This is a genomic window from Streptomyces sp. NPDC001020, assembly GCF_053599115.1.
In genome coordinates this window covers 21,241-47,594 of sequence record NZ_JBSFLQ010000036.1, presented here as the reverse complement: position 1 = coordinate 47,594, position 26,354 = coordinate 21,241, and the positions used below count along the sequence as shown (strand labels likewise).

25 protein-coding genes and 1 tRNA gene are annotated in these 26,354 nt (G+C 71.7%); 11 read left to right on the top strand and 15 right to left on the bottom strand.

Translation table 11 applies throughout. The features are described 5' to 3' along the window. Positions 1–12: 12 nt before the first annotated feature. From ACWDEX_RS28550 to ACWDEX_RS28540, 3 genes are read right to left on the bottom strand one after another with little or no spacing between them, the layout of a single operon-like run. Entirely contained in the window at positions 13–852 is an 840-nt protein-coding gene (locus tag ACWDEX_RS28550) for a 4'-phosphopantetheinyl transferase family protein (RefSeq protein ID WP_450467113.1), read from the bottom strand. A gap of 19 nt (positions 853–871) precedes the next feature. Continuing rightward, entirely contained in the window at positions 872–2,593 is a 1,722-nt protein-coding gene (locus tag ACWDEX_RS28545; RefSeq protein ID WP_450467111.1) for an acyl-CoA dehydrogenase family protein, read from the bottom strand. 55 nt (positions 2,594–2,648) lie between these two features. Next, positions 2,649–2,918 carry a hypothetical protein gene (locus tag ACWDEX_RS28540; protein WP_450467109.1) on the bottom strand — a complete coding sequence of 90 codons (270 nt, stop codon included), beginning with the start codon at positions 2,916–2,918 and terminating at the stop codon, positions 2,649–2,651. Positions 2,919–3,115: 197 nt separating this feature from the next. Here ACWDEX_RS28540 and ACWDEX_RS28535 point away from each other — a divergent pair, with 197 nt between their 5' ends. From ACWDEX_RS28535 to ACWDEX_RS28520, 4 genes are all read left to right on the top strand, one after another. Further along, positions 3,116–3,739, top strand: a complete 624-nt coding sequence (locus ACWDEX_RS28535; RefSeq protein WP_450467107.1) for a hypothetical protein — start codon at positions 3,116–3,118, stop codon at positions 3,737–3,739. Positions 3,740–3,900: 161 nt separating this feature from the next. Next, a complete protein-coding gene (locus tag ACWDEX_RS28530; protein WP_450467106.1) occupies positions 3,901–4,125 on the top strand; it encodes an acyl-CoA carboxylase subunit epsilon in 225 nt (74 codons plus the stop codon). Positions 4,126–4,250: 125 nt separating this feature from the next. After that, complete coding sequence (locus ACWDEX_RS28525; protein ID WP_450467105.1) at positions 4,251–5,996, top strand: fatty acyl-AMP ligase; 1,746 nt, start codon at positions 4,251–4,253, stop codon at positions 5,994–5,996. A gap of 72 nt (positions 5,997–6,068) precedes the next feature. Continuing rightward, the gene (locus tag ACWDEX_RS28520; RefSeq protein ID WP_450467104.1) at positions 6,069–7,304 is read left to right on the top strand and encodes an acyltransferase domain-containing protein; all 1,236 of its coding nucleotides are present in this window, start codon (positions 6,069–6,071) and stop codon (positions 7,302–7,304) included. A 99-nt stretch (positions 7,305–7,403) separates the two neighbouring features. Here ACWDEX_RS28520 and ACWDEX_RS28515 read toward each other — a convergent pair whose 3' ends face one another. From ACWDEX_RS28515 to ACWDEX_RS28500, 4 genes are all read right to left on the bottom strand, one after another. After that, positions 7,404–8,012 carry a response regulator transcription factor gene (locus ACWDEX_RS28515; RefSeq protein WP_450467167.1) on the bottom strand — a complete coding sequence of 203 codons (609 nt, stop codon included), beginning with the start codon at positions 8,010–8,012 and terminating at the stop codon, positions 7,404–7,406. Positions 8,013–8,042: 30 nt separating this feature from the next. Then, entirely contained in the window at positions 8,043–9,284 is a 1,242-nt protein-coding gene (locus ACWDEX_RS28510) for a sensor histidine kinase (RefSeq protein WP_450467103.1), read from the bottom strand. 192 nt (positions 9,285–9,476) lie between these two features. Then, complete coding sequence (locus tag ACWDEX_RS28505) at positions 9,477–11,738, bottom strand: TOMM precursor leader peptide-binding protein (protein ID WP_450467102.1); 2,262 nt, start codon at positions 11,736–11,738, stop codon at positions 9,477–9,479. Further along, on the bottom strand, positions 11,735–11,914 hold the full coding sequence (locus ACWDEX_RS28500) for a hypothetical protein (RefSeq protein ID WP_450467101.1): 180 nt from the start codon (positions 11,912–11,914) through the stop codon (positions 11,735–11,737). Before ACWDEX_RS28500 ends, ACWDEX_RS28505 begins: the two co-directional genes overlap by 4 nt. Before the next feature lie 314 nt (positions 11,915–12,228). Between ACWDEX_RS28500 and ACWDEX_RS28495 the strand changes: the two genes are divergently transcribed. Further along, positions 12,229–13,023 (top strand): AfsR/SARP family transcriptional regulator, encoded by a 795-nt coding sequence (locus tag ACWDEX_RS28495; RefSeq protein WP_450467100.1) that lies wholly within the window; start codon positions 12,229–12,231, stop codon positions 13,021–13,023. A 229-nt stretch (positions 13,024–13,252) separates the two neighbouring features. After that, positions 13,253–14,842, top strand: coding sequence for an acyl-CoA carboxylase subunit beta (locus ACWDEX_RS28490; RefSeq protein WP_450467099.1), 1,590 nt, complete (start codon positions 13,253–13,255; stop codon positions 14,840–14,842). Positions 14,843–14,888: 46 nt separating this feature from the next. Here the strand turns inward: ACWDEX_RS28490 and ACWDEX_RS28485 are convergent, their stop codons facing one another. Next, on the bottom strand, positions 14,889–16,151 hold the full coding sequence (locus tag ACWDEX_RS28485; RefSeq protein ID WP_450467097.1) for an MFS transporter: 1,263 nt from the start codon (positions 16,149–16,151) through the stop codon (positions 14,889–14,891). Positions 16,152–16,210: 59 nt separating this feature from the next. Between ACWDEX_RS28485 and ACWDEX_RS28480 the strand changes: the two genes are divergently transcribed. Further along, complete coding sequence (locus ACWDEX_RS28480; RefSeq protein WP_450467096.1) at positions 16,211–16,576, top strand: MerR family transcriptional regulator; 366 nt, start codon at positions 16,211–16,213, stop codon at positions 16,574–16,576. Between the two features lie 118 nt (positions 16,577–16,694). Here ACWDEX_RS28480 and ACWDEX_RS28475 read toward each other — a convergent pair whose 3' ends face one another. Continuing rightward, positions 16,695–17,819 carry an MFS transporter gene (locus ACWDEX_RS28475; RefSeq protein WP_450467095.1) on the bottom strand — a complete coding sequence of 375 codons (1,125 nt, stop codon included), beginning with the start codon at positions 17,817–17,819 and terminating at the stop codon, positions 16,695–16,697. 63 nt (positions 17,820–17,882) lie between these two features. Here ACWDEX_RS28475 and ACWDEX_RS28470 point away from each other — a divergent pair, with 63 nt between their 5' ends. Further along, complete coding sequence (locus ACWDEX_RS28470) at positions 17,883–18,863, top strand: amidohydrolase family protein (protein WP_450467094.1); 981 nt, start codon at positions 17,883–17,885, stop codon at positions 18,861–18,863. A gap of 114 nt (positions 18,864–18,977) precedes the next feature. On the opposite strand, the gene ACWDEX_RS28465 is transcribed toward ACWDEX_RS28470, so the two are convergent. Both ACWDEX_RS28465 and ACWDEX_RS28460 read right to left on the bottom strand, forming a co-directional pair. Beyond that, positions 18,978–19,103 (bottom strand): hypothetical protein, encoded by a 126-nt coding sequence (locus tag ACWDEX_RS28465; RefSeq protein WP_450467092.1) that lies wholly within the window; start codon positions 19,101–19,103, stop codon positions 18,978–18,980. A gap of 377 nt (positions 19,104–19,480) precedes the next feature. Beyond that, a tRNA-Pro gene (locus ACWDEX_RS28460) sits at positions 19,481–19,554 on the bottom strand. Positions 19,555–19,915: 361 nt separating this feature from the next. Between ACWDEX_RS28460 and ACWDEX_RS28455 the strand changes: the two genes are divergently transcribed. Continuing rightward, positions 19,916–21,145: a phosphodiester glycosidase family protein gene (locus ACWDEX_RS28455; RefSeq protein WP_450467091.1), complete on the top strand. Its 1,230-nt coding sequence runs from the start codon at positions 19,916–19,918 to the stop codon at positions 21,143–21,145. A 3-nt stretch (positions 21,146–21,148) separates the two neighbouring features. Here ACWDEX_RS28455 and ACWDEX_RS28450 read toward each other — a convergent pair whose 3' ends face one another. The 4 genes from ACWDEX_RS28450 to ACWDEX_RS28435 all read right to left on the bottom strand — a co-directional run bounded on the left by ACWDEX_RS28450 (position 21,149) and on the right by ACWDEX_RS28435 (position 24,086). After that, positions 21,149–21,343 carry a hypothetical protein gene (locus tag ACWDEX_RS28450; protein WP_450467090.1) on the bottom strand — a complete coding sequence of 65 codons (195 nt, stop codon included), beginning with the start codon at positions 21,341–21,343 and terminating at the stop codon, positions 21,149–21,151. A gap of 258 nt (positions 21,344–21,601) precedes the next feature. Beyond that, a complete protein-coding gene (locus ACWDEX_RS28445) occupies positions 21,602–22,699 on the bottom strand; it encodes an acyl-CoA dehydrogenase family protein (RefSeq protein ID WP_450467089.1) in 1,098 nt (365 codons plus the stop codon). Further along, positions 22,696–23,913, bottom strand: coding sequence for an acyl-CoA dehydrogenase family protein (locus tag ACWDEX_RS28440; RefSeq protein ID WP_450467087.1), 1,218 nt, complete (start codon positions 23,911–23,913; stop codon positions 22,696–22,698). Before ACWDEX_RS28440 ends, ACWDEX_RS28445 begins: the two co-directional genes overlap by 4 nt. After that, positions 23,910–24,086 carry a hypothetical protein gene (locus ACWDEX_RS28435; protein WP_450467086.1) on the bottom strand — a complete coding sequence of 59 codons (177 nt, stop codon included), beginning with the start codon at positions 24,084–24,086 and terminating at the stop codon, positions 23,910–23,912. The genes ACWDEX_RS28440 and ACWDEX_RS28435 overlap by 4 nt, the downstream gene beginning before the upstream one ends. 214 nt (positions 24,087–24,300) lie before the next feature. Between ACWDEX_RS28435 and ACWDEX_RS28430 the strand changes: the two genes are divergently transcribed. Together ACWDEX_RS28430 and ACWDEX_RS28425 are read left to right on the top strand one after the other, a co-directional pair. Then, on the top strand, positions 24,301–25,839 hold the full coding sequence (locus ACWDEX_RS28430; RefSeq protein ID WP_450467085.1) for an ATP-dependent DNA ligase: 1,539 nt from the start codon (positions 24,301–24,303) through the stop codon (positions 25,837–25,839). Further along, positions 25,836–26,306 carry an NUDIX domain-containing protein gene (locus tag ACWDEX_RS28425; RefSeq protein ID WP_450467084.1) on the top strand — a complete coding sequence of 157 codons (471 nt, stop codon included), beginning with the start codon at positions 25,836–25,838 and terminating at the stop codon, positions 26,304–26,306. Before ACWDEX_RS28430 ends, ACWDEX_RS28425 begins: the two co-directional genes overlap by 4 nt. Positions 26,307–26,354: the final 48 nt, after the last annotated feature.

Below are 26,354 nucleotides of genomic sequence, written 5' to 3'. Positions count from 1 at the left end.
CTCGGTACCGGCTCAATTCGTACTGGAGCGCGGGTCGGGGAGGGCCGGGAGCAGCGGCAGTACGGCGCCGGCCTGCTCGCGGTCGCCGAATCCGGGGTCGTAGACGGCGGCGCTGACGGTGTAGGCGTCCTCGACCAGCCAGCTGTGGAAGGACCACTCCTGCCCGGTGCCGGGTGTGCCATCGGGCCGCAGCATCCGCATCCGGGCGTCGCGCGGCCCGAAGCCGAACTCGGTGAAACGGAACCGCAGCCCCTGCCCGATGGCCTTGCTGTAGGCCTCCTTGAGCGTCCACAGCCGCACCAGCTCGCGGTTGCGCTGCGCCAGTGGCACCAGGTCGAGCGCCTCCAACTCGTACGGGGTGCACACCCGTACGTCCGTGCCGAGGTCCAGCATGCGACGGTCGGCCGGCTCGGTGTCCACCCCGAGCCGGCCGAAGCGGGTCAGGCCCACCACGAGCAGCCCTTCGGTGTGGCTGAGGCTGACGTCGAGCAGGTCGATCCCCCGCAGAAAGGGCCGTCCGCCGGGCTTGTACGCCAGCTCCAGCTCACGGGGCAGCGTGCCGAGCACGGCGGCGGCCGCGGACTTCAGGAGCAGCCGCGACGCGACGAACCGGTCCCGGTTCCGGGACGCGGGCATCCGCCGCAACCGCCGGTGATCGAGCCCGAGATCGTCGAGGAGACGCGGCGAGTCCAGGTCGTGCGGCAGCCAGTCGTCGACATCCGCGTAAATCACACAGGTGCCCCGCGCGACCACCGCGCGACGCACCGACTGCCAGGACTCCCCGGGCCCCCGCTGCCGCAACGGCCGCAGCCCGGGCGCCGCGGGGGGCGGGGTGGATACGAGGGGGCGCATGAGGCGGTACCTCCGGTGTTCAACGGCCGATCGCCGTCGCGTACAAGTCATAGCTGCGGGCGTCGTCGAAGCGGTGCAGCAGTTCGGCGAGGAGCCGGTCCGCGGCCTGTTCCGGCATACGGACAGCCGCGCGGTCGAGGCGGCCGGCGATCCGGGCGAGGGCCATGGCCGCCCAGGCCTGGTCGGCGAGGAAGCCACCGGCGGGGCGGTGGCGCCACACGCCGAGGCAGGCGGCCCCGGCGACCAGCAGGGCGTACCGGTCGGCCAGGGCGTACGCGCGCGGGCTGACCGGCTCCCCGACCGGCCGCGCGGCGAGTTCGGCACAGCCCTCGCGGAGCACCCGCAGCTGGTCGACCAGCACGCCGGCGGCCTCGCCGAGCGGCCCGCCCGCGTGCCGCGCCGACTCCTCCAAGGAGCCGAGCAGCGAGTCCTGGTCGGCCGGGTGCACGTTCTCCCACACCTCGCAGGGCGGCAGAGCGGCGTCGAACGGCCGGAACAGCGGGGCGAGTCCGGCGCCGTCCACGGGCACGGTCAGCCCGGGCAGCCGCAGCAGCTGCGCGATGAGCACGGTCCGGCTGGCCGAGGCGCCCGCACTGCCGAGGCCGATCATCGGCAGGTCGCGGGCGGTCTTGTGGAAGATCCCGTAACTGCCGCTGGTGGCATAGGCCTCGGCGCCGAGGACGATCGACAGGTCGTCCATCGTCTCGTTGAGGATCGTCGGCAGCAGATACTTCGCCACCGCGCCCAGCGTCCCGCACTCGCGCGGCAGCAGGTGGACCGCCCGGGTGGCGACCAGCGACAGACAGTCACACACCAGCAGGTCGGCGAAGGCGTTCACCAGCGCCGTACGCGTGCGGGCGGAGTGCAGCGAAGCGGGGCTGCGCAGCCGGTGCGAGCGGGCGAAGGCGGTGGTGGTGCGCAGAGCGGTGTCGGTACAGCCCAGGGCCATCGACAGACCGGCGCTGCGGGTGAGCGGGAAGACGCGCTCGGCCAGCCGTGCCCCGTCGCCGGCTGCCGACACGAGCTGTCCGGCGCCCAGCCAATGGTCGTCGAACGTCAGGCCCTGGATGGCGCAGCCGCGCACGCCGACGGTCCGTCGGCGTGGCAGCAGCGCCATTCCCGGCCCGGGGCCGGGCTGCCCCGGCCCCACCCCGGGCCCGGGCGTCAGGAATGCGCTCGGCCCCTCGGGCGTGTCGGCGAACAGCACCAGCGCCCCGGCGCGGGCGGCGTTGTTGACGGCCTCCTTGCGGCCGCTGAGCCGGTGCCCGGCGCCGTCCGGCACCGCCGTGAGCGCGTTGCGCAGGAAGTCGTTGCCCTGCGGCGGTTCCGGATAGCCGCAGGCCATCCGGCCCCCGGCGAGCAACAGGTCGGTGGTGGCCCGCCGCTGATCCGGGCTGCCGCCCGCCCACACCACGGCGGCGGCCAGATACGACGTCCAGCCGTAGCCGAGGCCGAGTGCCGCGTCCCGCCGGAAGACGGCCCGCAACACCCGGCCCAGCGCGTCGAGGCGGTCGAGCCGCCCACCCAGTTCCGTGGGCACGAACTCGGCGTTCAGACCGAAGGAGTCGAGCAGCCGCTCGGCGGCCGGCAGCAGCCGCTGTTGTTCGTCGGCAGCGAGGAACTGCTGGGCGCCGAGCGGATTGCCCAGGTCGTCGAGGTCTCCGAGGTCGTGTTCGAGCCGGGCGATGCGTTCCTGCACAGCGGCTTCCGAGGAGCTCACCGTGTCCACCGCCGTCGTCATGACCTGTCTCCGTCCTCGTCCCCGTTCCCGCGGTTGCCTGCCCGACCGCCATGGCTCAAGACGCGCTCAAGGTCGTCCGGCCAGACTCATTGCCTTCGCTTCCGCCGGACCGGGCAACCGGCTTCAGCGGGGTGATCGGCGTCAACGGCGTGACCGGCCGGGCAGCCGGCCGACCGGCGAACCGGTAGTGCTGCACGATCGGGTTGTTCTCGTCCACGGGCAGCCACATGGCGCCATAGATCACGAGGGAGTTCCAGACCGGCCGCACCAGCCGCTCGAGTACGCCTCGGGCGACCGTGCTGTCGCTCCTTGCTGTTGCGGACATCTCGTGCCGTCCCTTCTGAGGTGGAAAAAGACACGATCGCCGCATCTACTCGGCAGCTCCTCGAGGAACTCTCGCGCCTCGCACACATGAACGGCATGCGCTGGCCGCGCGGCCCGCGCTCGAGTGGGACTCGAGCGACGTGTGGTCGGATGTCCCGGGCGCGTGCAGGCGCCAAGTCAGAGAGGGGTGAACGGTCCGTGTACCAGCGCGAGCGGGAACTGACCGTCGTCGAGCGCTTCACGGCCACGTCCGCCCGGCCGGGGCTGGACCGCGAACTCCTCGGGTACGCCCGCTACCGGGAGTCCCGCAAGGGCCTCGTCTCCCGGGTGACCGCGACCCTGACCGAACGACCCGGCAGCTTTGTGCACCTGGAACAGTGGACCGGACTGGACAGTCTGCTGCGGGTGGTGCACCAGGACCCGGCCGCTCTCTCTGGCGCGCACAGGCTCTCGTCCATGCTCCGCACGGAGTCGGAAATCCTGGTCAGCGTGGGGCGGATGGCGGGGGCGGCCGGCTCCGGCACCCCGACGGAGGCCGCCCGGCTGATCCTCGTACGGGCCCGGGTGGCGGACGATCCGGAGCGCTTCGAGCTGGACTTCGGTGCCCTGGTCGGCCAGTGCGTGTCCGACGAGGCCTTCGGCGGCAGCGATCTGCTGCGCTCGGTGAGTGACGCGTACTCCTACATGGGGCTGCTGTCGTGGCAGGACGCCGCCGCGTGCGAGCGGACCCGGCACAGCGACGCCTACCGCGCCCGGCGCGCCCGGCTGGCGAACACGGCGAGCGTCACCGAGGAGCCGGCCCGCCCCCTGTCGGCGTCCTGAGTATCGCTGACCGCTGCGCCTCACGGGCGAAGGCCCCCCAACGGGGCGCGAGTGGGCACCGCGCGCCCCTCGGCCCCGAGCCTTCCTCTCCGCCCATTCCGCGCACCCCGCGCGTCCCACCCCCGAGCGTCCCTCAAGCGCGCGCCCCCAGCATCGACCCCATGGACGAGCCCACCGAACCCACCGAAGTCGGCGCCGCAGAGCCGACCTTCGTCATTGTCCGGGGACGGCCGGACGCGCATGAACTGGCCGCTCTGACCGGCGTGTTGATGGCCCGGCTGCGGGCGCTGGAGAACTGCGACGACGAGGCCGACGACGCGCCGCGGGCCCCCTGGGGCCGGCCGGCCCGCGCCCGGCCGCGGGTCGGCTGGGCGACGGGGCGCTGATCCCCCGCGTCCCAGCCAGGGTCGAGCGCCCTTCGAGAGAGCGCACCTACCGTCCTCCACCGGGCGGAACCAGGCGCCGAAGACGGGGGACGCCACCCGGCCGGACAACTGACAGGGGGTCCACTATGGACGGCAGTCGCACGTTCACCGAACTGATGATGGAGAGGGCCGGGCGTACGCCCGAGCGCATCGCACTTCTCCTGCTGCCGGACAGCGACGAGCGCGGCCGCACCGCATCGGTCTCGTACCGCACGCTCGACGCCCAGGCCCGGCGGCTGGCCGGCCGGCTGTGCGCCGATGGCGCCACCGGGGAGCCGGTGCTGCTGCTGCACGTGTCCCGGAGCCAGTTCGTGGTGTCCTTTCTGGCGTGTCTGTACGCGGGTGCCGTGGCCGTGCCCGTACCTCCGTACGGCGGCCGCAGCCACCACGAGGAGCGGGTGACCGGGATCGTCCGGCAGACCTCCCCTCGAGCGGTGCTCACCGACGCGGCACTCGCCCCGGACGTCTCGCGGCTGCTGGCCCGGAGCGGGCACGGCTCGGTTCCGTGCCTGGCCGCGGACGCGGTGTCCGGGCCGGTCGACGTACAGCTGCCCGAGCCGGGTCCGGACACGGTGGCCTATCTGCAGTTCTCCTCCGGCTCCACCGGCAGCCCGAACGGCGTGGTCGTCACCCACCGCAACCTGCTGGCCAACCAGGAGGCACTCGCCGCGCTGGTGGGCGCGAGACCGGACTCCAGGATCGGCGGCTGGCTGCCGTTCCACCACGACATGGGGCTTGTCGGTCAGTTGCTGCATCCGCTGTGGCTCGGCGCGACCTGCGCGGTGCTGTCACCGGAGTCCTTCGTCCGGCGGCCGGCTCGCTGGCTGGAGGCCATCGGGCGGTACAGCATCGAGGTGAGCGCCGCGCCGGACTTCGCGTACGACCTGTGCGTGCAGCGGGTCACCGACGAGGAGCTGGCCGGGCTCGACCTTTCCGGCTGGCGGGTCGCGATATCCGGCGGCGAGCCGGTGCGTGCCCAGACCCGGCGGGCCTTCACCGAGCGGTTCGCGGCCGCGGGCCTGCGGGCGGAGGCGATGTACGCGGCCTACGGCCTGGCCGAGGCGACTCTGCTGGTCTCCGGCGGTCCGGCCGAGTCCGGTGAGCGGACCGTCGACTCCGAGGCCCTGCAGCAGGGCCGACTGAGCGAACCACGGCCCGGACGGCCGACGCACACCCTCGTACCGTGCGGCACAGTGGACGGGAACGCGAGGGCCGGCCGGGTGTTGATCGTGGACCCGGAGACGCGCGCGGTACTGCCGGACGGGGAGATCGGCGAGATCTGGGTGAGCGGGCCGGGCGTGGCCGGCGGCTACTGGCGCGACCGCGCGACGAGCGGGGAGCGGTTCGGGGCCGTGACGGCCGACGGTACGGCGGCGGGGATGCTTCGCACCGGCGACCTCGGCGCGGTGGACGGCGGGCTGCTCTATGTCACCGGCCGGCTGAAGGACGTGATCGTGGTCGCGGGCCGCAATCTCTACCCGCAGGACGTGGAGCGCACGGTCCAGCGGATCAACTCGCTGTTCGGTACGGGCTCCGCGTTCGCCGTGCCCGGGGAGTGCGAACGGGTCGTCATCGTCCAGGAGTTGCGCACGAACCAGCGGTACACGTTGGACCTGGAGGAGCTCGTGTCGGACGTACGGCGGTGTGTGAGCGAGGAGTTCGAGGTGGGGGTCGCGGGCGTGCTGCTGGTCCGCCCCGGCACCGTCCGGCGCACCACCAGCGGCAAGGTCGAACGGGTCGCGATGCGACGGCTGTTCCTGAACGGCGGGCTGCAGCCCCTGCACCAGTACCTGGCCGACGACCTTCCGACAGCGGCGGGCCCGCGCCGCTAGCGGCGGGCGACCTGGCCGGCGGACCTCCGGCAGGCACCATCTCGGAAGCACCACCCTGGAAAGGGGGAAGACGTGAGCGGAACGGCACCCGGCGATCCCGACGAGGGGGCCTTCGTCGCCTGGCTCGCCGACCGGATCGGCCGGTACGCGCAGCGGAAGGTCGGCGCCGACGAGGACATGTCTGCCTGGGGGCTCGACTCCGTGGCCCTGCTGGGCCTGTTCGCCGACATCGAGGCCTCGTTCGGCCCGCTGTTCGACCCCGCGGACATGTGGGCCCACCCGACCATCCGCGACCTCGCCCACTATCTGGCGATGCGGCGGGGCATGAACCGGCACCCCGGGTGCGTCAGAGCTGCGTTCGTGTTCACCGGGCAGGGCAGCCAGCACCCCGGGATGACCGCGGGTCTGTACCGTGAGCTGACGGCCTACCAGCGGCACCTCGCCGCGGCCGACGAGGCGATCGGCCCCTACCTCGGCCGGTCGGTCCGTGAACTGATCCTCGACGGGGACACCCGGGTGCAGCAGACGGCACTGGCCCAGCCTGCTCTCTTCGCCGTCGGCTACGCCCTGGCGATGACGCTCCAGGAGGAGGAAGGGGTGCGTCCGGTCGCAGTGCTCGGTCACGGCATGGGCGAACTCGCGGCGGCCGTGGTCGCCGGGCCGCTGACCCTCTCCGACGCGGCCCGGCTGGTCTGCTTCCGCGGCGCCTGCATGCAGTACCTGCCCTCCGGCGGCGGGATGATGGCGACCTGCGCCAGCCCGTTCGAGGCCGCCGACGCGGCGGCGGGCGAGCCGCAGGTGGCCATCGGTGCGGTCAACGCGGCCCGCGCCACGGTACTCTCCGGCCCGGTCGACGGTCTGGAACGGGTCCGAGAGCGGCTCGCGGAGGTCGGCATCGCCAGCACCTTCCTGCCCGTGACCCACGCCTTCCAGTCCCCGCTGATGGAGCCGGTGGCGCCCCGTTTCGAGGCCGCGGCCCGCCACGTGGCGGGTGGCCGGCCCACCCTGCCGTACTACTCCACCGTGTACGGCAGGGAGTACGGCGAGCCGCTGACCACCGCGTACTGGACGGCGCAGATCACCGCACCGGTGCGGTTCGCCGACGCGGCCCGCCGGATGCTGGCGCAGCAGGCGCCCAGCCATGTGGTGGAGATCGGCCCCAAGGCGGTGCTCACGCCCTTCCTGCGTCGGATGGCCGGGGCGCGCGGACCCGTCTGCCTCGCGGTGTGCCGCAGTCCGGAGAGCAACGCGGTGGACCTGGCGGGCGTGCTGTCCAAGCTGGACGCGGGCCCGCTCGCGGAGATCTGACGCGGGCGCGAGTCGGGAGTGGGCGATGCGGACTCCGGGGCCGGGCGAGCCGGGGATCACGCGCCAGGTGCTACGAGCCCCGGCCGGGCGGGCGGTGTCCTACGGGATCCAGCCCGCTTCCTCGGCGATACGTATCGCGTCGATCCGGTTACGCGCATGGAGCTTGTCCACAATGGCCGTGAGGTAGTTCCGTACCGTGCCCTGGGTCAGGTACAGATGGTCCGCGATCTCCGCTGCGTCGGCGCCCCGCGCCGCGAGCCGCAGCACCTGGGTCTCCCGCGGGGAGAGCGGGTTGTCCGGCGCCTCCCAGGCACTGAGGGCGAGTTCGGGGTCGATGACCCGCTGACCGGCGGCGACCGAGCGCACCGCCTGGGCCAGCCGGGACGGCGGGGAGTCCTTGAGCAGGAAACCGGAGACCCGGGCGGCCATCGCCCGGCGCAGCGTCCCGGGCCGACCCAGGCTGGTGAGGATGAGGGTGCGGCACTCCGGCACCTTCTCGTGCAGCTCGGCCGCCGCGGTCAGCCCGTCGACCCCGGGCAGGTCGATGTCGATGACGGCGACGTCCGGGCGGGCCTCGAGGGCTGAGGAGACGATGAGGTCGCCGCGCGCGACCGAGGCAACGACCTGGAGGTCCGGCTCCAGTTCCAGCAGGGCGACGAGCGCGCCACGGACCATGTGCACGTCCTCTGCCAGCAGGATCCTGATCAACAGCATGTGGTTCCCCCGTTCCGTGTGCGGTCAGACCGCGGGTCTGCCCGCTTCGCCGCTCCAGCACGCCGCAGTGCCGGCCTCCCGGTGTCCGCGCCGCAGCAGCGGCTCCGGGCCCTCGCCCGTGGCCGGCCTGAGCGGGGCGACCGCGGTCAGCCGGAACCGGTTCCCGGCGACGACCTCGGCCGTCATCTGGCCACCGATCGCGGCGAGCCTGGTGCGCAGATTGCCAAGACCGCTGCCGCGGGCCGGCGAGTCCGGCCCGTCCGGCGCGAACACGCCGTCGTTGACCAGCTCCAGGCGCACCTCCTCCCCTTCGGTCCTGACCTTGATGGTGCAGAACTGCACCTTGCTGTGCCGGAGGATGTTGGTGACCCCTTCACGCAGGGCGGTCGCGAGCACGGTGTCCACCAGCGGGTGGAGCCGGCCGCAGTCGATGTCCACCTCGACGACGACGTGGGCCGCCGCCATCACGTCGGCCACCGACTCGGCCTCCGCCGCCAGCGACATGTCCCGGTAGCCGCTGGCCACCAGGCGTACGTCGGCGAGGGCCTGCCGGGAGACGCCGAGCACCGAGGCGACCTCGGTGCGGGCCCGCTCGGGGTTGACCGGGACGAGGCGGTGGATCAGCTCGCTCTTCAGCGTGATGGTGGACAGGCTGTAGCCGAGCAGGTCGTGCAGGTCACGGGCGAAGCGCAGCCGCTCCTGGGTGACCGCCATCCGGGCCATCTCAGCGCGGGTGTCGTGGACTTCGCGCACGAGGTCGGTGAGCCGGGTCATGCCGTAGATGACCAGTCCGGTGAGGGCCGTGGACACGGCGAAGTAGCCGGTCGCGAGCGCGCGCTCACCCGAGACGGCGGCCCAGGCGAGAATCGCCGACGACACAGCGCCGTAGCAGGGCCAGGCGATCCGGCCGGGCAGCATGAGGAGAATCGATCCGGCCAGCGGTCCGGCCATACTCCCCCAGCCGATGCCCAGCCACGCCATGGGCCCGAAGGTGAGCAGCGCCTGGGCGACGAGCACGGCCGCCCGGCGCCGACCGGACCACCGGCGGGCGCTAGGCGAGGTGAGCGTGATCTGCACCGCGTAGAGCGCGGCCACGGCGATCGAGCAGAGGATCAGGCCCAGCGTGCTCGAGACGACGTTGTGCACGTTGAGCAGGGTGACGACGCCGTATCCCGAGAACGCCACCACGCTGATGCCCCGGGCGAGCCGCGGCGCGAGCATGTCCCGCACCCCGCTCCGGCCGCCGCCCTCCTCGGGCCCCGTCATGCCCGGCGGGGTGCTGTTCCCCACTTCCGGACGCGCCCCCTCCGTCTGATTCGTGACGCGGCTGAGGTCGTTGCCCGAAGTCCGGAAACGGCCCGGCATTTGTCGACTCCTCGCGTGGGGTGGCGGGGGTATGTGACCGAACTATAAGCCGACGCACGCTGGTTCGGGACCTCCACTCCGCCTTCACACGATCTACAGCGCGAGCGGTACCGGGTTGAGTTGCTCGTAACGCGTCGGACGGCTCAACTGGCCGAGACGGACCGGTACATCGTACAGGCGGCCCGGCGCGAACCTGGCGTAGAAGTGCCGGAGTCCGGGCACCAGGACCTTGACGACCGGAATCCCCACGTCCGGTCGGGTCTGGTCGAGCACGAGCAGCTCCAGACCGTGCCCGGCGACGAGTTCACGGACGGCCTCGACATCGGCCAGCAGGTCACCATGGCGCACGTGCGACCCCCATGAAGCCGGTGTCCGAGCCAAGTGCCCGGGGTCAGGAAGCAGTTGAGGCTGCTCGGGCGACGGGGTCGACGAGGGAGCCGCCGGCCCCGCGGCTGCCGCGGGCAGCATCTGCACCATCTCGGTCAGCGCCCGGCGCAGCGCGCGCCGGGGATCGAAGTGGGCGCCGAACCCGTAGAGCACGTCAGGGACGTGCTCGTCCGTGCGCCGAGAGGCCGCCACCACGACGGGGATGCCCAGGTCGGAGGTGAGGTCGAGGGCCCACACCTCGCGGCCCGCCCGGCCGAGGGCGTCACGCAGCCCGGTCAGCCACGGCTCGTCGAAGGCGTCCAGGTCGACGGCCGGCCGGCGGAGCCGGTTGTACCACCACACGGCCACCGCGTCCCGCTCGACGAGTTCCAGGAAGCCCTGAACGACGGCGTCCTCGGGGCTGCTGCCGGCCGCGTTGCCGTTGGAGTCGGCCCACAGCCCGTCCGCGGCCCCGCCGGGCGTGCCATCGAAGTACAGGGTGGAGGTGGGCAACAGCCGTCGGGCACCGGCGGTGAGCGACCACACCGGGGTCCACTGGGTGGGCCGCTGCGGGTCGAAGGGCGCGCTGACGTGGTGGAACGGACTGTTCGAGGCGTTCCAGCGGGCCCGGTCGGCGTACTGCCGCTCGTGGAAGAGCTGGTACGTGTTGGGATGGACGGCCGCCTCGCCGAGGCCGACCAGTGTGTCCGTGATCGTCAGCTCGTCGCCCTGACGCGTGGCGGAGTAACGTTCCACCGCCTCGCACAGGGCGCTCGCCCGGGCCTCGGCCGCCGTCGCCCCCTTGCCCGAGCTGCGCGCCCGCAGCACGCGGTGCATGCCGGCCGGAGAGTGCCCGCGCAGGGCGAGGTTGTGGCCGGAGTCGTAGGCGTGCAACCCGTCGGGCAGCCCGGCCATGGGGCGGACCTCCGTCACGATGCCGGTGACCGGCCCGATGAGATGGCCGTACGCAGCCAGCATCTGCTCGGCGGACAGCGCCCGGTCGTTGCTGCCCGCGCCCTCGGCCTTGGGTCGGGAGACCGGCACCACCGGCCGCCGGGTGCGCTCGGCGACCAGCGACGGGTCGCCGCAGCCTGGGCACTGCGGGCGGCGCTGCACGGGGTGGTGGACGGTGCGCAGGGTGAGGCTGTCCAGGACGCAGACCGCCCGCTGCTCCGGACTGCGCAGCCCGGCGAGCCACTTGGCCGTCTCCAGGACGGTGCTGTGCAGTCCCATGGCGCGTACGGCGGCCAGCGAGGGCGCCGGCGGGACGGCGGGCCGGTCCAGGCCGAGGGCCTGCTGCACCGACAGCTCGCCGCGCCGGTGCTCGCGCAGTCGGTGCGCCAGACAGGACCAGCACGCCCCCTCCCCGTCCGGCTCGAAGATCGGTCCGGTCCAGGGCTCGGCCGTGAACGGCCGGGCCAGCAGCCACGGGCGCCGCTCGGCCCGCAACCGGGCCGCCACGTCCTGGAGTTCGGGCATCAGGTAGTCCTCGCACAGGACGAGGGCGAAGTCTGCGTCGGCGTCCGCGCCGACCGGGGTGACGCCCGAGGCCCGGCACGCGGCCCGGGCCGCCGCCACGTCCACGTCCCCGACCCCGATCACTGCCACCGGCCGGGCGCGTACCTCGCCCTCGGCGAGGGCCCCGTCAAGCCCGGCGCGGTCCCAGTAGGCCTCCGCCAGGCCGCGCTCGGCGGAGACGCACCGGCCCGGGCCGCCATGACGGTAGCCCACGAGGTTGGCCTCGGCGAGCCGGCGGACCACCCGGCCCGCCATGCCGTCGGGCATGGTCGCCGCGGCCTCCCGCAGCAGCTCGGGCAACGTGCGGCTGCCGTCGAGCAGGTCGACGAGCTTCTCCGCGCCGGCACCTCGCACGGCGGTCACGTCCTGATCGGACCACACGAACACGGCCTCCCCCGGGACCGAGACGGCCCGCACGTGGCGCTTGAACGCCACGAACGGGCCGTCTGCCGGGCGCTGCGCCTCGGTCACGCACCCACCCGGGTGTCGAGCACGGAAGCGATGCAATAGCACCAGCTCGCCCGCGTGCTGTCGGGGCGGCTCAGGCTCTCGACGAGGATCTCCTCGAGTGGCCCGCCCGCCGGCCCGGACTCGCCGACCCGCAGGTCCGACTCGGAGAGGCGCAGGATGTCTTCGCAGATGTTCATGTGTACCCCCAGTGAATGAACTGACTGAACGACCTTGGCAACGGGCATTCGAGGCGGCGAGGAGCCGACCGCGTCGCCCGCTTCGGAAGCGGCGCCGGACCGTCGGGGGTTCGGCGTCTGGGTCGAGAGTCTGCTGTCGGAACTCAAGCTTCCGTCAGTGCGCCACTCATCGGCGACCCATGACATTTTCATGCGGGGGGTCGTGCTCCCCTCACTGGGCCCGGACCCGGCCCCGATGGGAGTCTGGTGAGCCGTACTCCGAACGGGCCGTCACGGCGACCGCCGACGGCCGTGGCCCAAGGGGGAGACAGCTGATGGACATCCAGATCCTGGGGGCGCTCGCCGCGCAGGAACGCGGCGTCTCAGTGGTGCCGAGCGCCGGCAAGCCGCGCCAACTCCTGGCCGTACTGGCCTTGCACGCCGACCGCGTGGTGTCGGTGCCGACCTTGATGGAGGAGATCTGGGGGGAGAGCATCCCCCGCAGCGCCTCCACGACGCTGCAGACGTACATCCTCCAACTGCGCCGACGGATCGCCGCGGCGCTGGACGGGGACTCGCGCCGGGACGCCAAGGACGTCCTGGTCACACGGTTCGGTGGCTACCTGCTCCAGGTGGAGCCCGGACGGGTGGACGCCCACGAGTTCGAGCGGCTCGCCGCGGCCGGCGGCACCGCCTTCGAGATCGGCGACCACCGGTCGGCCTCCGACCTGCTGCGCCGCGCCCTGGCCCTGTGGCAGGGCGCGGCGCTGGTCGACGTACCGGCCGGGCCGGTGCTCGAGTTGGAGGTGCTGCGACTCAACGAGGAGCGCACGACCGCGCTGGAACGCCGCATCGAGGCGGACCTGCGGCTCGGCCGGCACGCCGAGGTGGTGCCCGAACTGCGGGTGCTCGCCGCCCGCCACCCGCTGCACGAGGGCTTCTGCGCCCAGCTGATGCGGGCCCTGCACCGTACGGGCGGCAGCTGGCGCGCGCTGGAGGCCTACCAGCGGCTGCGCGGTTCGCTCGTACGCGAACTGGGCCTGGAGCCCTCCGCGGCACTGCAGGGACTGCACCAGGCGGTCCTGTCCGGCGACCCGGACCACGCGCTGCACCCGGCGACGGCGGACTGAGCGGGTGGGGCCGACCAGGGCCCGAGGCCTGGGGGAATCCGACCGGCGGCGGGGGCCGGTCGGATCCGGGGCCAGGGCCAGGGGCCTGGCGGGATCGATCGGGGCGGCCGAACAGCGAGCCGCGCGATCGGTCGGCCGACCGCCGAGCCGCCGTCGAGCCGTGGGGCGATCGAGCGGTTCTCCAGGCGACATGCCGAGGCCTTCGAGGCCGCCTCCCTACGGTGCGGCAATGACGACCTTCGACGAACTGCTCGCGCAGGCGCCCGCTCCGGACCTGCACCGTTCCACCGACGAGCTGAAACGGCTGAAGGAGGAACTGAGCCGGGGCCCCGACCCGGAAGCCACCCGGCGCCAGCACGCCAAAGGCAAACTCACCGCGCCCGAGCGGCTGCAACTCCTTTTCGACGAGGGCACGTTCACCGAGATCGAGCCGCTGCGCCGGCACCGCGCCTCGGGGTTCGGCCTGGAGACCCGCAAGCCGCACGGCGACGGGGTGGCCATCGGCTGGGGGCTGGTACACGGCCGTACGGTCTTCGCGTACGCCCACGACTTCCGTGTCTTCGGCGGCGCCCTGGGCGAGGCCCACGCGGAGAAGATCCACAAGGTGATGGACCTGGCCGAGGCTGCGGGCGCGCCCGTCGTCGGCCTGAGCGACGGCGCCGGCGCCCGGATCCAGGAAGGCGTCACCGCGCTCGCCGGCTACGGCGGCATCTTCCGCCGCAACACCCGCTCTTCCGGCGTGATTCCGCAGATCAGCGTGATTCTCGGCCCGTGCGCGGGCGGCGCCGCCTACTCCCCCGCGCTCACGGACTTCGTGTTCATGGTGCGCGGCACCTCACAGATGTTCATCACCGGCCCGGACGTGGTGCAGGCAGTGACCGGCGAGCAGATCAGCCACGACGGCCTCGGCGGCGCCGACGTGCACTCCGCTCTCTCGGGCGTGTCCGGTTTCGTCTACGACGACGAGGCCGAGTGCCTTGCCGACGTGCGCCACCTGTTGTCGCTGCTGCCCCAGAACAACCGCGAGATGCCCCCGATGGAGCGCACCGACGACCCTGCCGACCGCCGTACCGACGCACTGACCTCCCTGGTGCCGGCCGGCGCCCAGCAGGCGTACGACATGCGGTCCGTGATCGAGGAGATCGTCGACGACGGCGACTTCTTCGAGGTCCACGAGGCCTGGGCGCAGAACGTGGTGTGCGCCCTCGCCCGCCTGGACGGCCATGTCGTGGGCCTGGTCGCCAACCAGCCCACCGCGCTGGCCGGCGTCCTCGACATCCACGGCTCGGAGAAGGCCGCCCGTTTCGTGCAATTCTGCGACGCCTTCAACATCCCGCTGGTCACCCTGGTCGACGTCCCGGGCTTCCTACCCGGCGTCGACCAGGAGCACAACGGCATCATCCGCCACGGCGCCAAACTGCTCTACGCCTACTGCAACGCCACGGTCCCCCGGATCTCCCTGGTCCTCCGCAAGGCCTACGGCGGCGCCTACATCGTCATGGACTCGCGCTCGATCGGCGCCGACCTCTCCTTCGCGTGGCCGACCAACGAGATCGCGGTGATGGGCGCCGAGGGCGCGGCCAACGTCGTCTTCCGCCGCGAGATCGCCGCCTCCGACGACCCCGACGCCACCCGCGCCCGCCTGATCAAGGAGTACAAGGCGGAACTGATGCATCCGTACTACGCGGCGGAGCGCGGCCTCGTCGACGACGTCATCGACCCGGGCGACACCCGCGCGGTCCTGATCCGCTCCCTGGCCATGCTCCGCGCAAAGCACGCCGCCCTCCCGGAGCGGAAGCACGGCAACCCGCCGATGTGACACGGAAGTGGGAGTGCCCCCAACCGGTCCCCTACCCGACAGCCCATCAAGGGGAAGGTTCTGCACACCTCGTGGTGTCCAGAGACTTCTGGCCATCAGTTGGGGCTTCTTCGACCCAGGAGCTGGGCTGGGGCCTGTCCATGCGGCTGAGCAGCACTGATAGGCCGGTCGCGATGACGAGTGCTGCGATGCCGAGGTAGGGCAGGTCGGCGGGTGCGAGTCCTGCGGTGAGGGCGGTGCCGCCGAGCCAACCGGCGGCGGCGATGCCGATGTTGAACGCGGAGCTGTTGACGGCAAGCGCGAGGTCGGGCGCGATGCCGTCGGCGTGGGTGGCAACCCAGGTATTCAGCGGCGGGAATGTGGCGAAGTAGGCCAGCCCGACCAGGGCCAGACCCGCTACCGCGCCGGTGGTGCTGACAGCGATGAGGCCGGCGAGGAGGAGAGCAACGCCGGTCCCGGACAGTGTCAGCGTGAGGGCTCGCCCGAGGCCGCGGTCAGCGAGCCTGCCGCCGAGGACGTTGCCCGCGAGGCATGCGGCACCGTAAATGAGCAGCAGCAGCGCCACACTGTTCTCGCTGACGCCGGTGGTGGTGAGGAAGGGCACGGCGAACGCGAGCAGCACCATCGCGCCGAGGCCTGCGAGTGCGCTCATGGTGACGCCGCCGATCACCGGACCCCGCGCGAGTACGCGCAGCGACCGCCAGCCGGACTCGCCGCGCGGCGTGCGGTCGTCGGGGAACACGGTGACCACGATCGCCAGTGTGATGGCAATCAGAGCCGCGATGAATGCGAACGCCCACTGCCAGCGCAGTGCCTCAGCGAGCGCGTTGCCCATAGGGACACCGATGACCGTGGCGACCCCGAGGCCCAGGGTGATGCGGCCGACCGCCCGGCCGCGCTGGTCTTCGGGCGCGAGCCGGACGGCAGTGAGCATGAACGCCACCAGGACAGGGGTGTGCATCGCTCCGGTGACGATCCTCGCGGCCATGAGCACCAGGTACGACGGCGCGCACATGGCCAGCACGGTGCCGGCGGCGTAGAGGATGACGGCCAGGATGGTGAGGTGGCGCAGCGGCATCCGTGCGGTGAGCAGTGAGAGCACCGGGCCGGCGATCACGGCGGTTCCCGCGTAGGCGGTCACAAGCAGCCCCACATCGGAAACCGGCACCCCGAACGACTCCGATAGTCGCGGAAGGACGCCGGCGATGACGTTCTCGGAGGTTCCCAGGGCGAACGCGCCGAGCACGAACGCGAACGAGAGCAGTCGTGGAACACCGACAGGCCGAGCGGTAGGAGAAGAGGCGGTCATGGGCTCGACGCTAAACTCTGACATCGGCGTGAGAGTCAAGTCCGGAGGGGGAGACGACGATGCGGATCGGGGAACTGTCGCGACGCGCGGGCGTGAGCGTGAGGTCGCTGCGCTACTACGAAGAACAGAACCTGCTGCACCCGCTCCGGCAACCCTCCGGATACCGCGTCTACGACGAGGCCGACGTGACCCGGGTGCAACGCATCCAGGCGCTTTACGCAGCCGGGCTGAGCAGTCGCAAGATCGAGCGCATCCTGCCCTGCCTCACCCGGCACGACGACGGCCTGGCCTTGACCTGTTCCGACCTGTACGACGCGCTCGTCACCGAGCGCGATGAACTACTGGGGCGTATCGACACGCTGCGCACGTCAGTCGAGGCACTGGAAACGGTCATCACCGCCAGCCCCAGACCTCTGGCTTCCTGAGCTTGACTCTCATACCAGTGTGAGGCTCTGGCGTCACGGAGTATGAGCAAGCGAATTCCGGGCCCGCTCCCGGGGGTGGTCTGGGCTCAGAGGGAGAAGGCGGTGACCTTCTGCGGCGTCACCCGGACGATGAGCTGGAGTACCTCTTCCGGGTCGGTCGGACTTCCGCCGAGGGCACTCGCCCGAGCGCGGTCACCACGAGGGCGCCCAGCGCCAGCGCGCCGCCCAGCCACAGCACCGAGCGGGTGCCGAAACCGTCCAGCATCCGGCCGCCCGCGAAGGCACCCAGGGCGATGGCCCCGTTGAATACGGCCACGAACAGAGAGGTCGCACCCTCCCGGGCCTTCGGGGCGGCAAGGGCCAGCCAGGTCTGGGTGCTCACCGACACGCCGCCGTAGGCCAGGCCCCAAATGACCAGCAGGATCACCGTACCCGCCACGGACAGTCCGAGCAGCGGCGCGAGCAGCAGGGAGGCGGCAAGGGTGGCGCTGGTCATCAGCACGGTGCCGCGCACCGACCGGCTCACCCGGGCGCCAACCATGAAGTTGCCCGCGATACCGGCGATTCCGTAGGCCAGCAGGAGGGTTCCGATCACCGATACCCCGACGCCCGAGACACCCTCCAGGATCGGCCGCACGTACGTGTACGCGGCGAAGTGGCCCGTCACCAGCAGCGCCACCACCGCGAGCCCAGTGGCCACCCGGCTGTTGCCGAACAGCCGCATCACACCACCGAGCGCGACCGCCTCCTCGGCGGGCAGCGACGGCAGCAACACCGCCATGGCCACGGTCACAAGCAGGGCCAGCCCGCCGATGGCGACGAACGCCTCGCGCCAGCCCACCAGTTCACCGATGTACACGCCGGCCGGCACGCCCACCGCCGAGGCGATGGCGATACCGCTGAAGATCAGGGAGGTCGCCGGCCCGACGGACGTGGCCGGGACCAGCCGCACCCCCAGGCCGCCCGCGAACGACCAGACTCCACCCAGTCCGATGCCGACCAGCACGCGGGCCGCCATCATGACCGCGAAGTTCGGCGACCAGGCAGCCAGTACATTGGCCGCAGCCAAGAGCACCAGCAGGGAACAGAGGACCACGCGCCGGTCGATCCGGCCCACCGCCGCGGTGATCAGTGGCGCGGAGAACGCACCGATCAGGCCGGTGACGGTGAGCGTCAGCCCGGCCGTGCCCTCGCTCACGTTCAGCGAACCGCTGATGGGCGTGAGCAGGCCCACCGGCAGCATCCCTCACACACCCCAGGCGGAAAGGGGTGGACCTCCCCCTCACCAGGCCCCATCCTGGCCCATATGAACGATCACCACCCGGCCTCCGGCTGCTCGTCCGTTGCCGGGTCTCCAGGGTCGAGCGCCGCAGGCTCGCGAGGCGCCGAGAGTGATGCGGCTTCGGGTTCGGGTGAGGAGGCCGGTGAGGTCCGTCGTTTCTGGGGTCGGCTCGGGCTTCCCGGCCTGGTCGACGTCCACACGCATTTCATGCCCGAGCGTGTCCTGCACAAGGTCTGGAACTACTTCGACACGCAGGGGCCGCTGATCGGCGGACTGGAGTGGCCGATCACCTACCGGCAGCAGGAGGCGGAACGGGCGGCCGTGCTGCGGCAGTTCGGCGTCCGGGCCTTCACCGCCATGCTCTACCCGCACAAGCCCGGCATGGCTCGGTGGCTGAACGGATGGGCGGCCGACTTCGCCCGCCGGACCCCCGAGTGCCTGCACACCGCAACTCTCTATCCGGAACCGGGCGTCGATACCTACGTCCGCGAGGCCGTCGAAGCGGGCGCGCGCGTGTTCAAGGCGCACGTACAGGTCGGGGCATACGACCCGGCCGACGAACTCCTCGAGCAGGCATGGGGCCTGCTGGCCGAGGCCCAGGTCCCCGTGGTGGTCCACTGCGGCTCCGGGCCCGCTCCCGGCAAGCACACCGGCCCCGAGCCGATCGCGCAGGTGCTGGCACGGCACCCGAAGCTGCGGCTGATCGTCGCGCACATGGGGATGCCCGAGTACGAGGAGTTCCTCTCCCTCGCCGAGCGGTACGGGCAGGTGCGGCTCGATACGACGATGGCGTTCACCGACTTCACCGAGGCGTTCATGCCCTTCCCTCGCCGGGCCCTGCCACGGCTCGCCGACCTCGGCGACCGCATCCTGCTCGGCTCCGACTTCCCCAACATCCCCTACCCCTACCTACACCAACTCCACGTTCTGGAGCGCCTGGACGTCGGACAGGAGTGGCTGCGGGCCGTGTGCCACGACAACGCGGCAAGGCTGTTCGGCCTGTGAGCAGGGGAAAGCCGTCCGGGAACGGCCCGGGAAAGGGGCCACTTCCCTGACCTGGCCGTCCTGCAGGCTGGGCCGAAGCCGTCCCATCCAGCTCGCGCCCGTGACGGCCTGGAATCACTCGTCGCCACGGTCGTCCTGGTCGAGGGCGTGCGGGTATCGCAGCGGGCGAGTGCCGGGCGCCGGGCTGCGGTGCTGACGCTGGACGGCGGGTTGCGGCCGGGCGAGGTGCTCTCGCTGCACCTGGACGGCATCTCCGCGACGAAGCCCGCACTGAACGAGTTGTGGACCTGCACGAGGCTCGCACCCTGGAGACGGTCAGTAGCCGACCAACAGACGGACTTGACAGTAGGCGGGTGCCTGCGGGTGACCACGTGGCGAATCCTGGCGGGCGAGGCCGCGCCAGCACCGCTTTTCGGGTGAGCCCGGCTCCGGTTGCCGGGCCCGGCGGCAGGCTCAGCCTCCGGGCAGGAACTGCTGCCGCCGCAGACCAGTAAGGTCCACCTCAGCGGAGAGAGACGGTCCGCACAGCCGGCGCTGGTCCCCAAATGGTCCCCGGGAAAAGCAAGGGGCCATTTCGGATGCCTCCGAAACGGCCCCTGACCTGCGACTCTTACGAGTCGGGACGACAGGATTTGAACCTGCGACCCCTTGACCCCCAGTCAAGTGCGCTACCAAGCTGCGCCACGTCCCGATGCGCTCCCACGGTGTTCCACGTGATCGCGCAGGTAAAGACTACCGCACCGGAACCCCGGCACCCACACGCATGACGGCCCCGAACCGCAGCACGACACCAGGCGTACGGACCCGCGACCACAGGGAAGGCACCACGGGTGGCGCACAGCGCCATCGAGCGGGGCGACGGAGGCAGGATCGCGGTGTGGCCGTCGACCAACCCCGGGCCGCTGCGCGAGAGCTTCCCTCAGAAGCACTCGAAGGAGTGCGTTTCCTCACCCGTTCCCGCGTCCTTGAGGCGATAAGACCACGCGGCACCCTCGCGTTCTGCTGCACTTCCCCCGATCGCCGGGGAAGTGGACAAGGCATCAGGGGGAGCGATGACACGTCGCGACAGGCGGCTCAGAACGGCACTGACGGCTCTTACAGCATGGAGCGTGCTGGCCGGCGCGGCCCTCATGGGAGCGGCACCGGCCAGTGGCGCGCAGAGCACCAGAACGATCGCACCGGGCGTCCAGTACAGCGAGTTCACCATCCTCGCGGCCAAGGGCGTGACCCGCGCGCACCTGCTCAGCGTCGACCTGCGCAATCCGCGCGTACGGGTCGGCCTGTTGCATCCGGGGGCCATGGCGGCGCGGGCCAGCGTCTCACGGCTCGCCGACGCTCAGAACGCGGTCGCGGGAATCAACGGTGACTTCTTCGACATCACCGAGACCCAGCACCCGGGAGTCGCGGCGACCGGTTCGTCCGACGGCCCCGCGGTCGCCAACGGGCGCACACTCAAGGCCGCCGTCCCGGACGGTCAGCGGTTCGGGCCCGCCCTGCCGCCCGGTACGAGCACCAAGGACGTGCTCGGGGTGGGCGTGGATCACAGGGCCCGGCTCGGCCGGCTGGCCCTGGCCGGTTCCGTGAGCACGCTGCGGGGGCGGCTGAAGCTCGGTGGGCTCAACCAGTACGCGCTGCCGCAGGGTTCGATCGGGGCCTACACCTCGGACTGGGGCAGTGCGTCACGGATGCGGGCCACCTGCGGCACCGACACCAGCAGGGCCGCGCGGTGCACCAAGGACACCTACGAGGTGACGATCAGGAACGGCCGGGTCGTCGCCACGGCCAACCGACCCGGCGCCGGCCCCATCGCGGCAGGCACCACGGTGCTCGTGGGCCGTGAGTCGGGGGCGCGGCAGTTGCGCCGTCTCTTCAAGGGCGAGCGGGTCCAGGTGCGCCACCGCCTGGTGGCGGCCGGGTCCCAGGTCGCGTACACCTTCGCCATCGGCGGCTTCCCCGTACTGCGGCACGGCACGCCACTGCCCGGACTCGACGCCACGACCTCCGCCGTACGCACCGCGGTGGGCATCAAGGACAGCGGCCATCGTCTGCTGCTCCTCGCGCTCGACGGCGCGGCCCGTTACCGCAGCGGCCTGACCGTCGCCGAAGTAGCGTGGGTATTGCGCAAGTTGGGTGCCACGGACGGTTTCAACCTGGACGGCGGCGGCTCCACAACGCTGGTCACCCGGGCCCCGAAAGCGAGCGCCGCAACCGTGCGCAACCACCCCAGCGTGGGCGTCGAACGCCCGGTCCCGAACGGGATCGGGGTCTTCTCCGTCTCCTGAAGGTCAGGGACGCAGGCCACTGACGAGGTCCGCCGTCGCCGCCAGCCCCTCGTGAAGGGGAGGGGCCATGCTCGAACTGGCCAGGAAGAAGCCGAGCAGAACGCAGATGATGGCGTGCGAGATCTTCAACGCGCCGTTGCGTAGGAAAATCACCGCAAAAACCAGGAGTAGCAGCACCATAGAGATGGAAATCGCCATCGTCGTCCTCCTCCACCACGCCCGCTTCGCGGCTTTCGGCCGCAAGTGTGGCGTAGTGGAGGGTTGGTCCGGGCGGCTGACGTGTCCCCCGAACGTGTGGTTCTGCGACCGCTCGTGAATATCGGGGAAACCACCGGGCCTTCCACGCGGACCAATTCCCCTACGGCGTAGGCAATTCCAGGATCCGCATGTGGTCACTTCGTCGTCGGCACACGCGAAAAGCCCGCCCCAAGTAGGGCGGGCCCCGTCAGGGAGGTGTCAGGGCGCGCGGAGATCGGCCAGTTCGGCCAGTGTCGCGCGATGGCTGCCGGCGGTTCCGTACGCGATCGAATCCGCCTTCGCCCGCTTCAGATACAGATGAACCGGGTGCTCCCACGTCATACCGACACCGCCGTGCAGTTGCACTGCCTCCTCGGCGGCATGGACGGCGACGGGTGCCGCGTACGCCTGGGCGACGGCGACCGCGATGTCCATGTCCTCACTGCCGGTGGCGAGCGCGTCGGCGGCGTTGCGCGCCGCGGCCCGCAGGCCGGCGACCTCCAGCCACAGCTCGGCGAGCCGGTGCTTGAGTGCCTGGAAGCCTCCGAGCGGCCGGTTGAACTGCCTGCGCTCTTTCAGATGGCGCACGGTCTGGGTCAAACACCATTCGGCGACTCCGAGTTGCTCGGCGGTGAGCAGTCCGGCGCCGCCACACAGGGCCCGTCGTACGGATGTCTGTGCGTCATCCGTCAGCAGGCGCCCGGCCGCCCCGTCGAAGGTGACCGTGGCGAGCGGCCTGGTGAGGTCCAGGGAAACCTGCGGGATGATGGTCGCCGCATCCGCGTCCACCGCGTACAGACCGCCGTCCCGCGCCGGGACCAGCAGCACGTCGGCGACGGCCGCGTCCGCGACGGTAGTCAACTCGCCGTACAGCGACCCCTCTTCATGGCGTACGACGCGATAGGCACCGCCGGGCCGGACAGCGAGCCCGACCGCGAGTGCTCCCACGGTCCGTCCGGACGCCAGCTCCGCGAGGAGCCCGGCGGCCTCGTCGCCGCCGCAGGCGAGCAGCGCCTCGGTCGCGACGACGGCGCTCGTGAGGTACGGCACCGGAGCGACGGCCCGCCCCAACTCCTCCAGGACGACGGCGGCTTCACGGTGTGAGGCGCCCTGGCCGCCCAGGGACTCCGGCACCAGCAGCCCGGCGAGTCCCATGCTCTGCGCGAGCGTCTTCCACAGCGACCGGTCGTGCGGGGCGTTCGAGGCGATGCGCGCGATGACGCCTGCCGGGTCGCAGTGGTCCGTGAGGAGATCCCGGACGGCGCGGCGCAGCGCCTCTTCCTCCTCCGAGTACAGCAGATCGGGCTGCGTCGTCATCGGGCCAGGTCCTTCCAGGGGATGTCCTTGTCGGTGCGTGGCTCGGCGGGCAGGCCCAGGACCCGCTCTGCGACGATGTTCAGCAGGACCTCGCTGGTCCCGCCCTCGATGCTGTTGCCCTTGGCGCGCAGGTAGCGGTAACCGGCCTCACGGCCGGTGAAGTCCACCAGTTCCGGGCGGCGCATGGTCCAGTCGTCGTACAACAGGCCTTCGGAACCGAGGATTTCGACCTCCAGACCGCTGATCTCCTGGTTGAGGCGGGCGAACGCGAGCTTCATGCCGGAGCCTTCGGGACCGGGCTGGCCCGCGACGAGTTGCTGGCGCAGCCGTTCGCCGGTGAGGCGGACGACCTCGGCCTGGACCCACAGCTCCAGCAGCCGCTGATGCAGGTCGTGGGTGCGCAGGTCGGGGCGCTCGCGCCAGGTCTTCGCGACCGGGCCGATCATGCCGCCTTCCCGGGGGACACGCATACCGCCGATGGACACACGCTCGTTCATCAGGGTGGTCTGTGCGACCCGCCAGCCGTCGCCGACCTCGCCGAGGCGACAGCTGTCGGGGATGCGGACGTCGGTGAGGAAGACCTCGTTGAACTCGGCCTCGCCGGTGATCTGCCGCAGCGACCGGACCTCGACGCCGAGGTCGGTCATGTCGCAGATGAAGTAGGTGATGCCCTGGTGCTTGGGCACGTCCGGGTCGGTGCGGGCGATGAGGATGGCCCAGCGGGCCAGATGGGCGCTGGACGTCCACACCTTCTGGCCGTTGACCACCCATCCTCCCCCGGTCTCGGCTTCGCTCGAGCGCGAGGGGCCCTGCTCGTCGCGGACGGCCCGCGTGCCGAGCGCCGCGAGATCGGATCCGGCACCGGGCTCGCTGAAAAGCTGGCACCACACTTCCTCGCCCGTCCACAGAGGCTTGAGGTAGCGCCGCTTCTGCTCTTCGGTGCCGAAGCGGAGGATCGTCGGCGCGGCCATGCCGAGTCCGATGCCGATGCGTCGCGGATCGTTGTCGGGCGCGCCCGCGGCTTCCAGTTCCGCGTCGACGACGGCCTGGAGCGAGCGCGGGGCACCGAGTCCGCCGAGGCCCTCCGGGTAGTGCACCCAGGCCAGTCCGGCGTCGAAGCGGGCCCTCAGGAAGTCGAGTCGGCCGGTGCCGGCGGGAGGGTGCGCGGCCAGCAACTTCCGCGTGCGTACCAGGAGTTCGGTGGCTTCGGTCATACCGCGGCTCCGTGCTCCAGCACCTCGGTGACCCGGCCCGTGGCCAGGAAGTCGATGGCGGCGGTACATGCCCTCAGCACGGCCGGGGCCTCGCCGGGCGTCGGCCGTGCCGCCTCACGGAGCCGCGTCACCTCGCTCGGCTCGCCGTTCTCGTACACGCGCCATGCCTGCATGCGGGGCCTCCACGGGGGACTGCTGCGTCTGACCGGAGTCGATCGCATACTAAGCGGTCGCTTGCCAATCGGGAACACATCGTGCACGTCATCCACCGGCGGGTCGCGCGCGAACGTGCATTCGCACGCACCGCGGGCCAGTCCGAGGTGCTCCGCCACCCCCGCACCGGTGCCGCCGGGCGCATGGCGGCCGCGGCCGGTGCACCATGGCTGCATGCTGCTGACCCGGCTCGCCCATGTGTCCCGGGAAGTCGCCGCCTCCTCGGCGCGGTCCCGGAAGATCGCGCTGCTCGGTGAGCTGTTCCGGGACGCCGACGCCGACGACGTACCGATCGTCATCCCGTATCTGGCGGGCCGTCTGCCCCAGGGACGGCTCGGTATCGGGTGGAGGCTTCTCGACCAGCGAATTCCGCCCGCCGAGGAGCCCACGCTCACCGTGCGCGAGGTGGATGCCCGGCTGACCCGGATCGGTTCCGTCACCGGCGCCGGATCGCAGGCCGAACGCAAGCGCCTGGTGGGCGAGTTGCTGGCGGCGGCCACCGCGGACGAGCAGCGGTTCCTGTTCGGTCTGATCACCGGTGAGATGCGCCAGGGCGCGCTCGACGCCCTGGCCGTCGAGGGGCTGGCGGAGGCGGCCGGAGCTTCTGCGGCGGACGTACGGCGGGCCGTCATGCTCGCCGGATCGCTCCAGACCGTGGCACGGGTCCTGCTTGCGGACGGTCCGCCGGCCCTCGACAGGTTCCGGCTCACGATCGGCCGACCGGTCCTGCCGATGCTCGCGCAGACCGCGTCCTCGGTAGCCGAGGCCGTCGGCAGGCTGGGCGCGTGCGCCGTCGAGGAGAAACTGGACGGCATCCGCGTCCAGGTGCACCGGGACGGCGACGACGTCCACGTCCACACCCGCACCCTCGACGACATCACCGACCGACTGCCCGAACTCACCTCCGCGGCGCTGGGGCTGTCGGGTGAGCGGTTCATCCTGGACGGCGAGGTCATCGCCCTGGGCGAGGAGGGGCGGCCGCGCTCGTTCCAGGAGACCTCCGGGCGCGTCGGCTCCCGGGTGGACGTGACGACGGCCGCCGCGGCCGTCCCCGTCTCCCCCGTCTTCTTCGACGCGCTGTCCGTTGACGGCCGGGACCTGCTGGACCTGCCGTTCACGGAGCGCCACGCCGAGCTGGCCCGGCTCGTACCCGAGCCGATGCGGGTACGGCGCGCACTCGTCCGGGGACCCGGGGAGGTGGCCGCCGCGGAGGCCTTCCTCGCCGAGACCCTGCGCCGCGGTCACGAAGGTGTGGTGGTGAAGGCACTCGACGCCCCGTACAGCGCGGGCCGACGCGGCGCCTCCTGGCTCAAGATCAAGCCTGTGCACACCCTCGACCTGGTGGTGCTGGCCGCCGAGTGGGGCCACGGCCGGCGTACCGGCAAGCTCTCCAACCTGCACCTCGGTGCCCGCGCCCCGGACGGTTCCTTCGTGATGCTCGGCAAGACGTTCAAGGGCATGACGGACGCCATGCTCGCCTGGCAGACCGAGCGGCTGAAGGAGCTGGCCGTCGAGGACGACGGCTGGGTGGTGACCGTACGCCCCGCGCTCGTGGTCGAGATCGCTTACGACGGGCTGCAGCGGTCCAGCCGCTACCCGGTCGGCGTCACCCTGCGCTTCGCCCGGGTCGTGCGCTACCGGGAGGACAAGCGGCCGCAGGAGGCCGACTCCGTGGAGACGGTACTGGCCGCGCACCCTGGGCTGCTGCCATGAGCGATCGGAACAGGCGCAGCGCCGGGCTCCTGCTGTTCCGGCATACCGCACACGGTCTGGAAGTCCTCCTCGGTCATATGGGCGGCCCGTTCTTCGCCCGCCGGGAGGCCGGGGCGTGGACCATACCCAAGGGCGAGTACGACCCCGCCGAGTCCGCGTGGGACGCCGCGCGCCGCGAGTTCCGGGAAGAGCTGGGGCTGCCGCCGCCCGAGGGGAAAGCCGTCCCGCTCGGCGAGGTGCGACAGACGGGCGGCAAGATCGTCACGGCCTGGGCGGTCGAGGCGGACCTCGACCCGGCGTCGGTCGAGCCCGGCACGTTCACGATGGAGTGGCCACCGAGATCCGGGCGCGTCCAGGAGTTCCCCGAACTGGACCGCATGGAGTGGATCGGTCTCGACCGGGCCCGCGATGTCATCGTGAAGGCGCAGGCGGTGTTTCTCGACCAGCTCGCGGAGCACTCGGTCTGAGAGCCGAAGGAGCGCCCGGCAGGCGAACCGGGAGCACCTCCGCGTTGC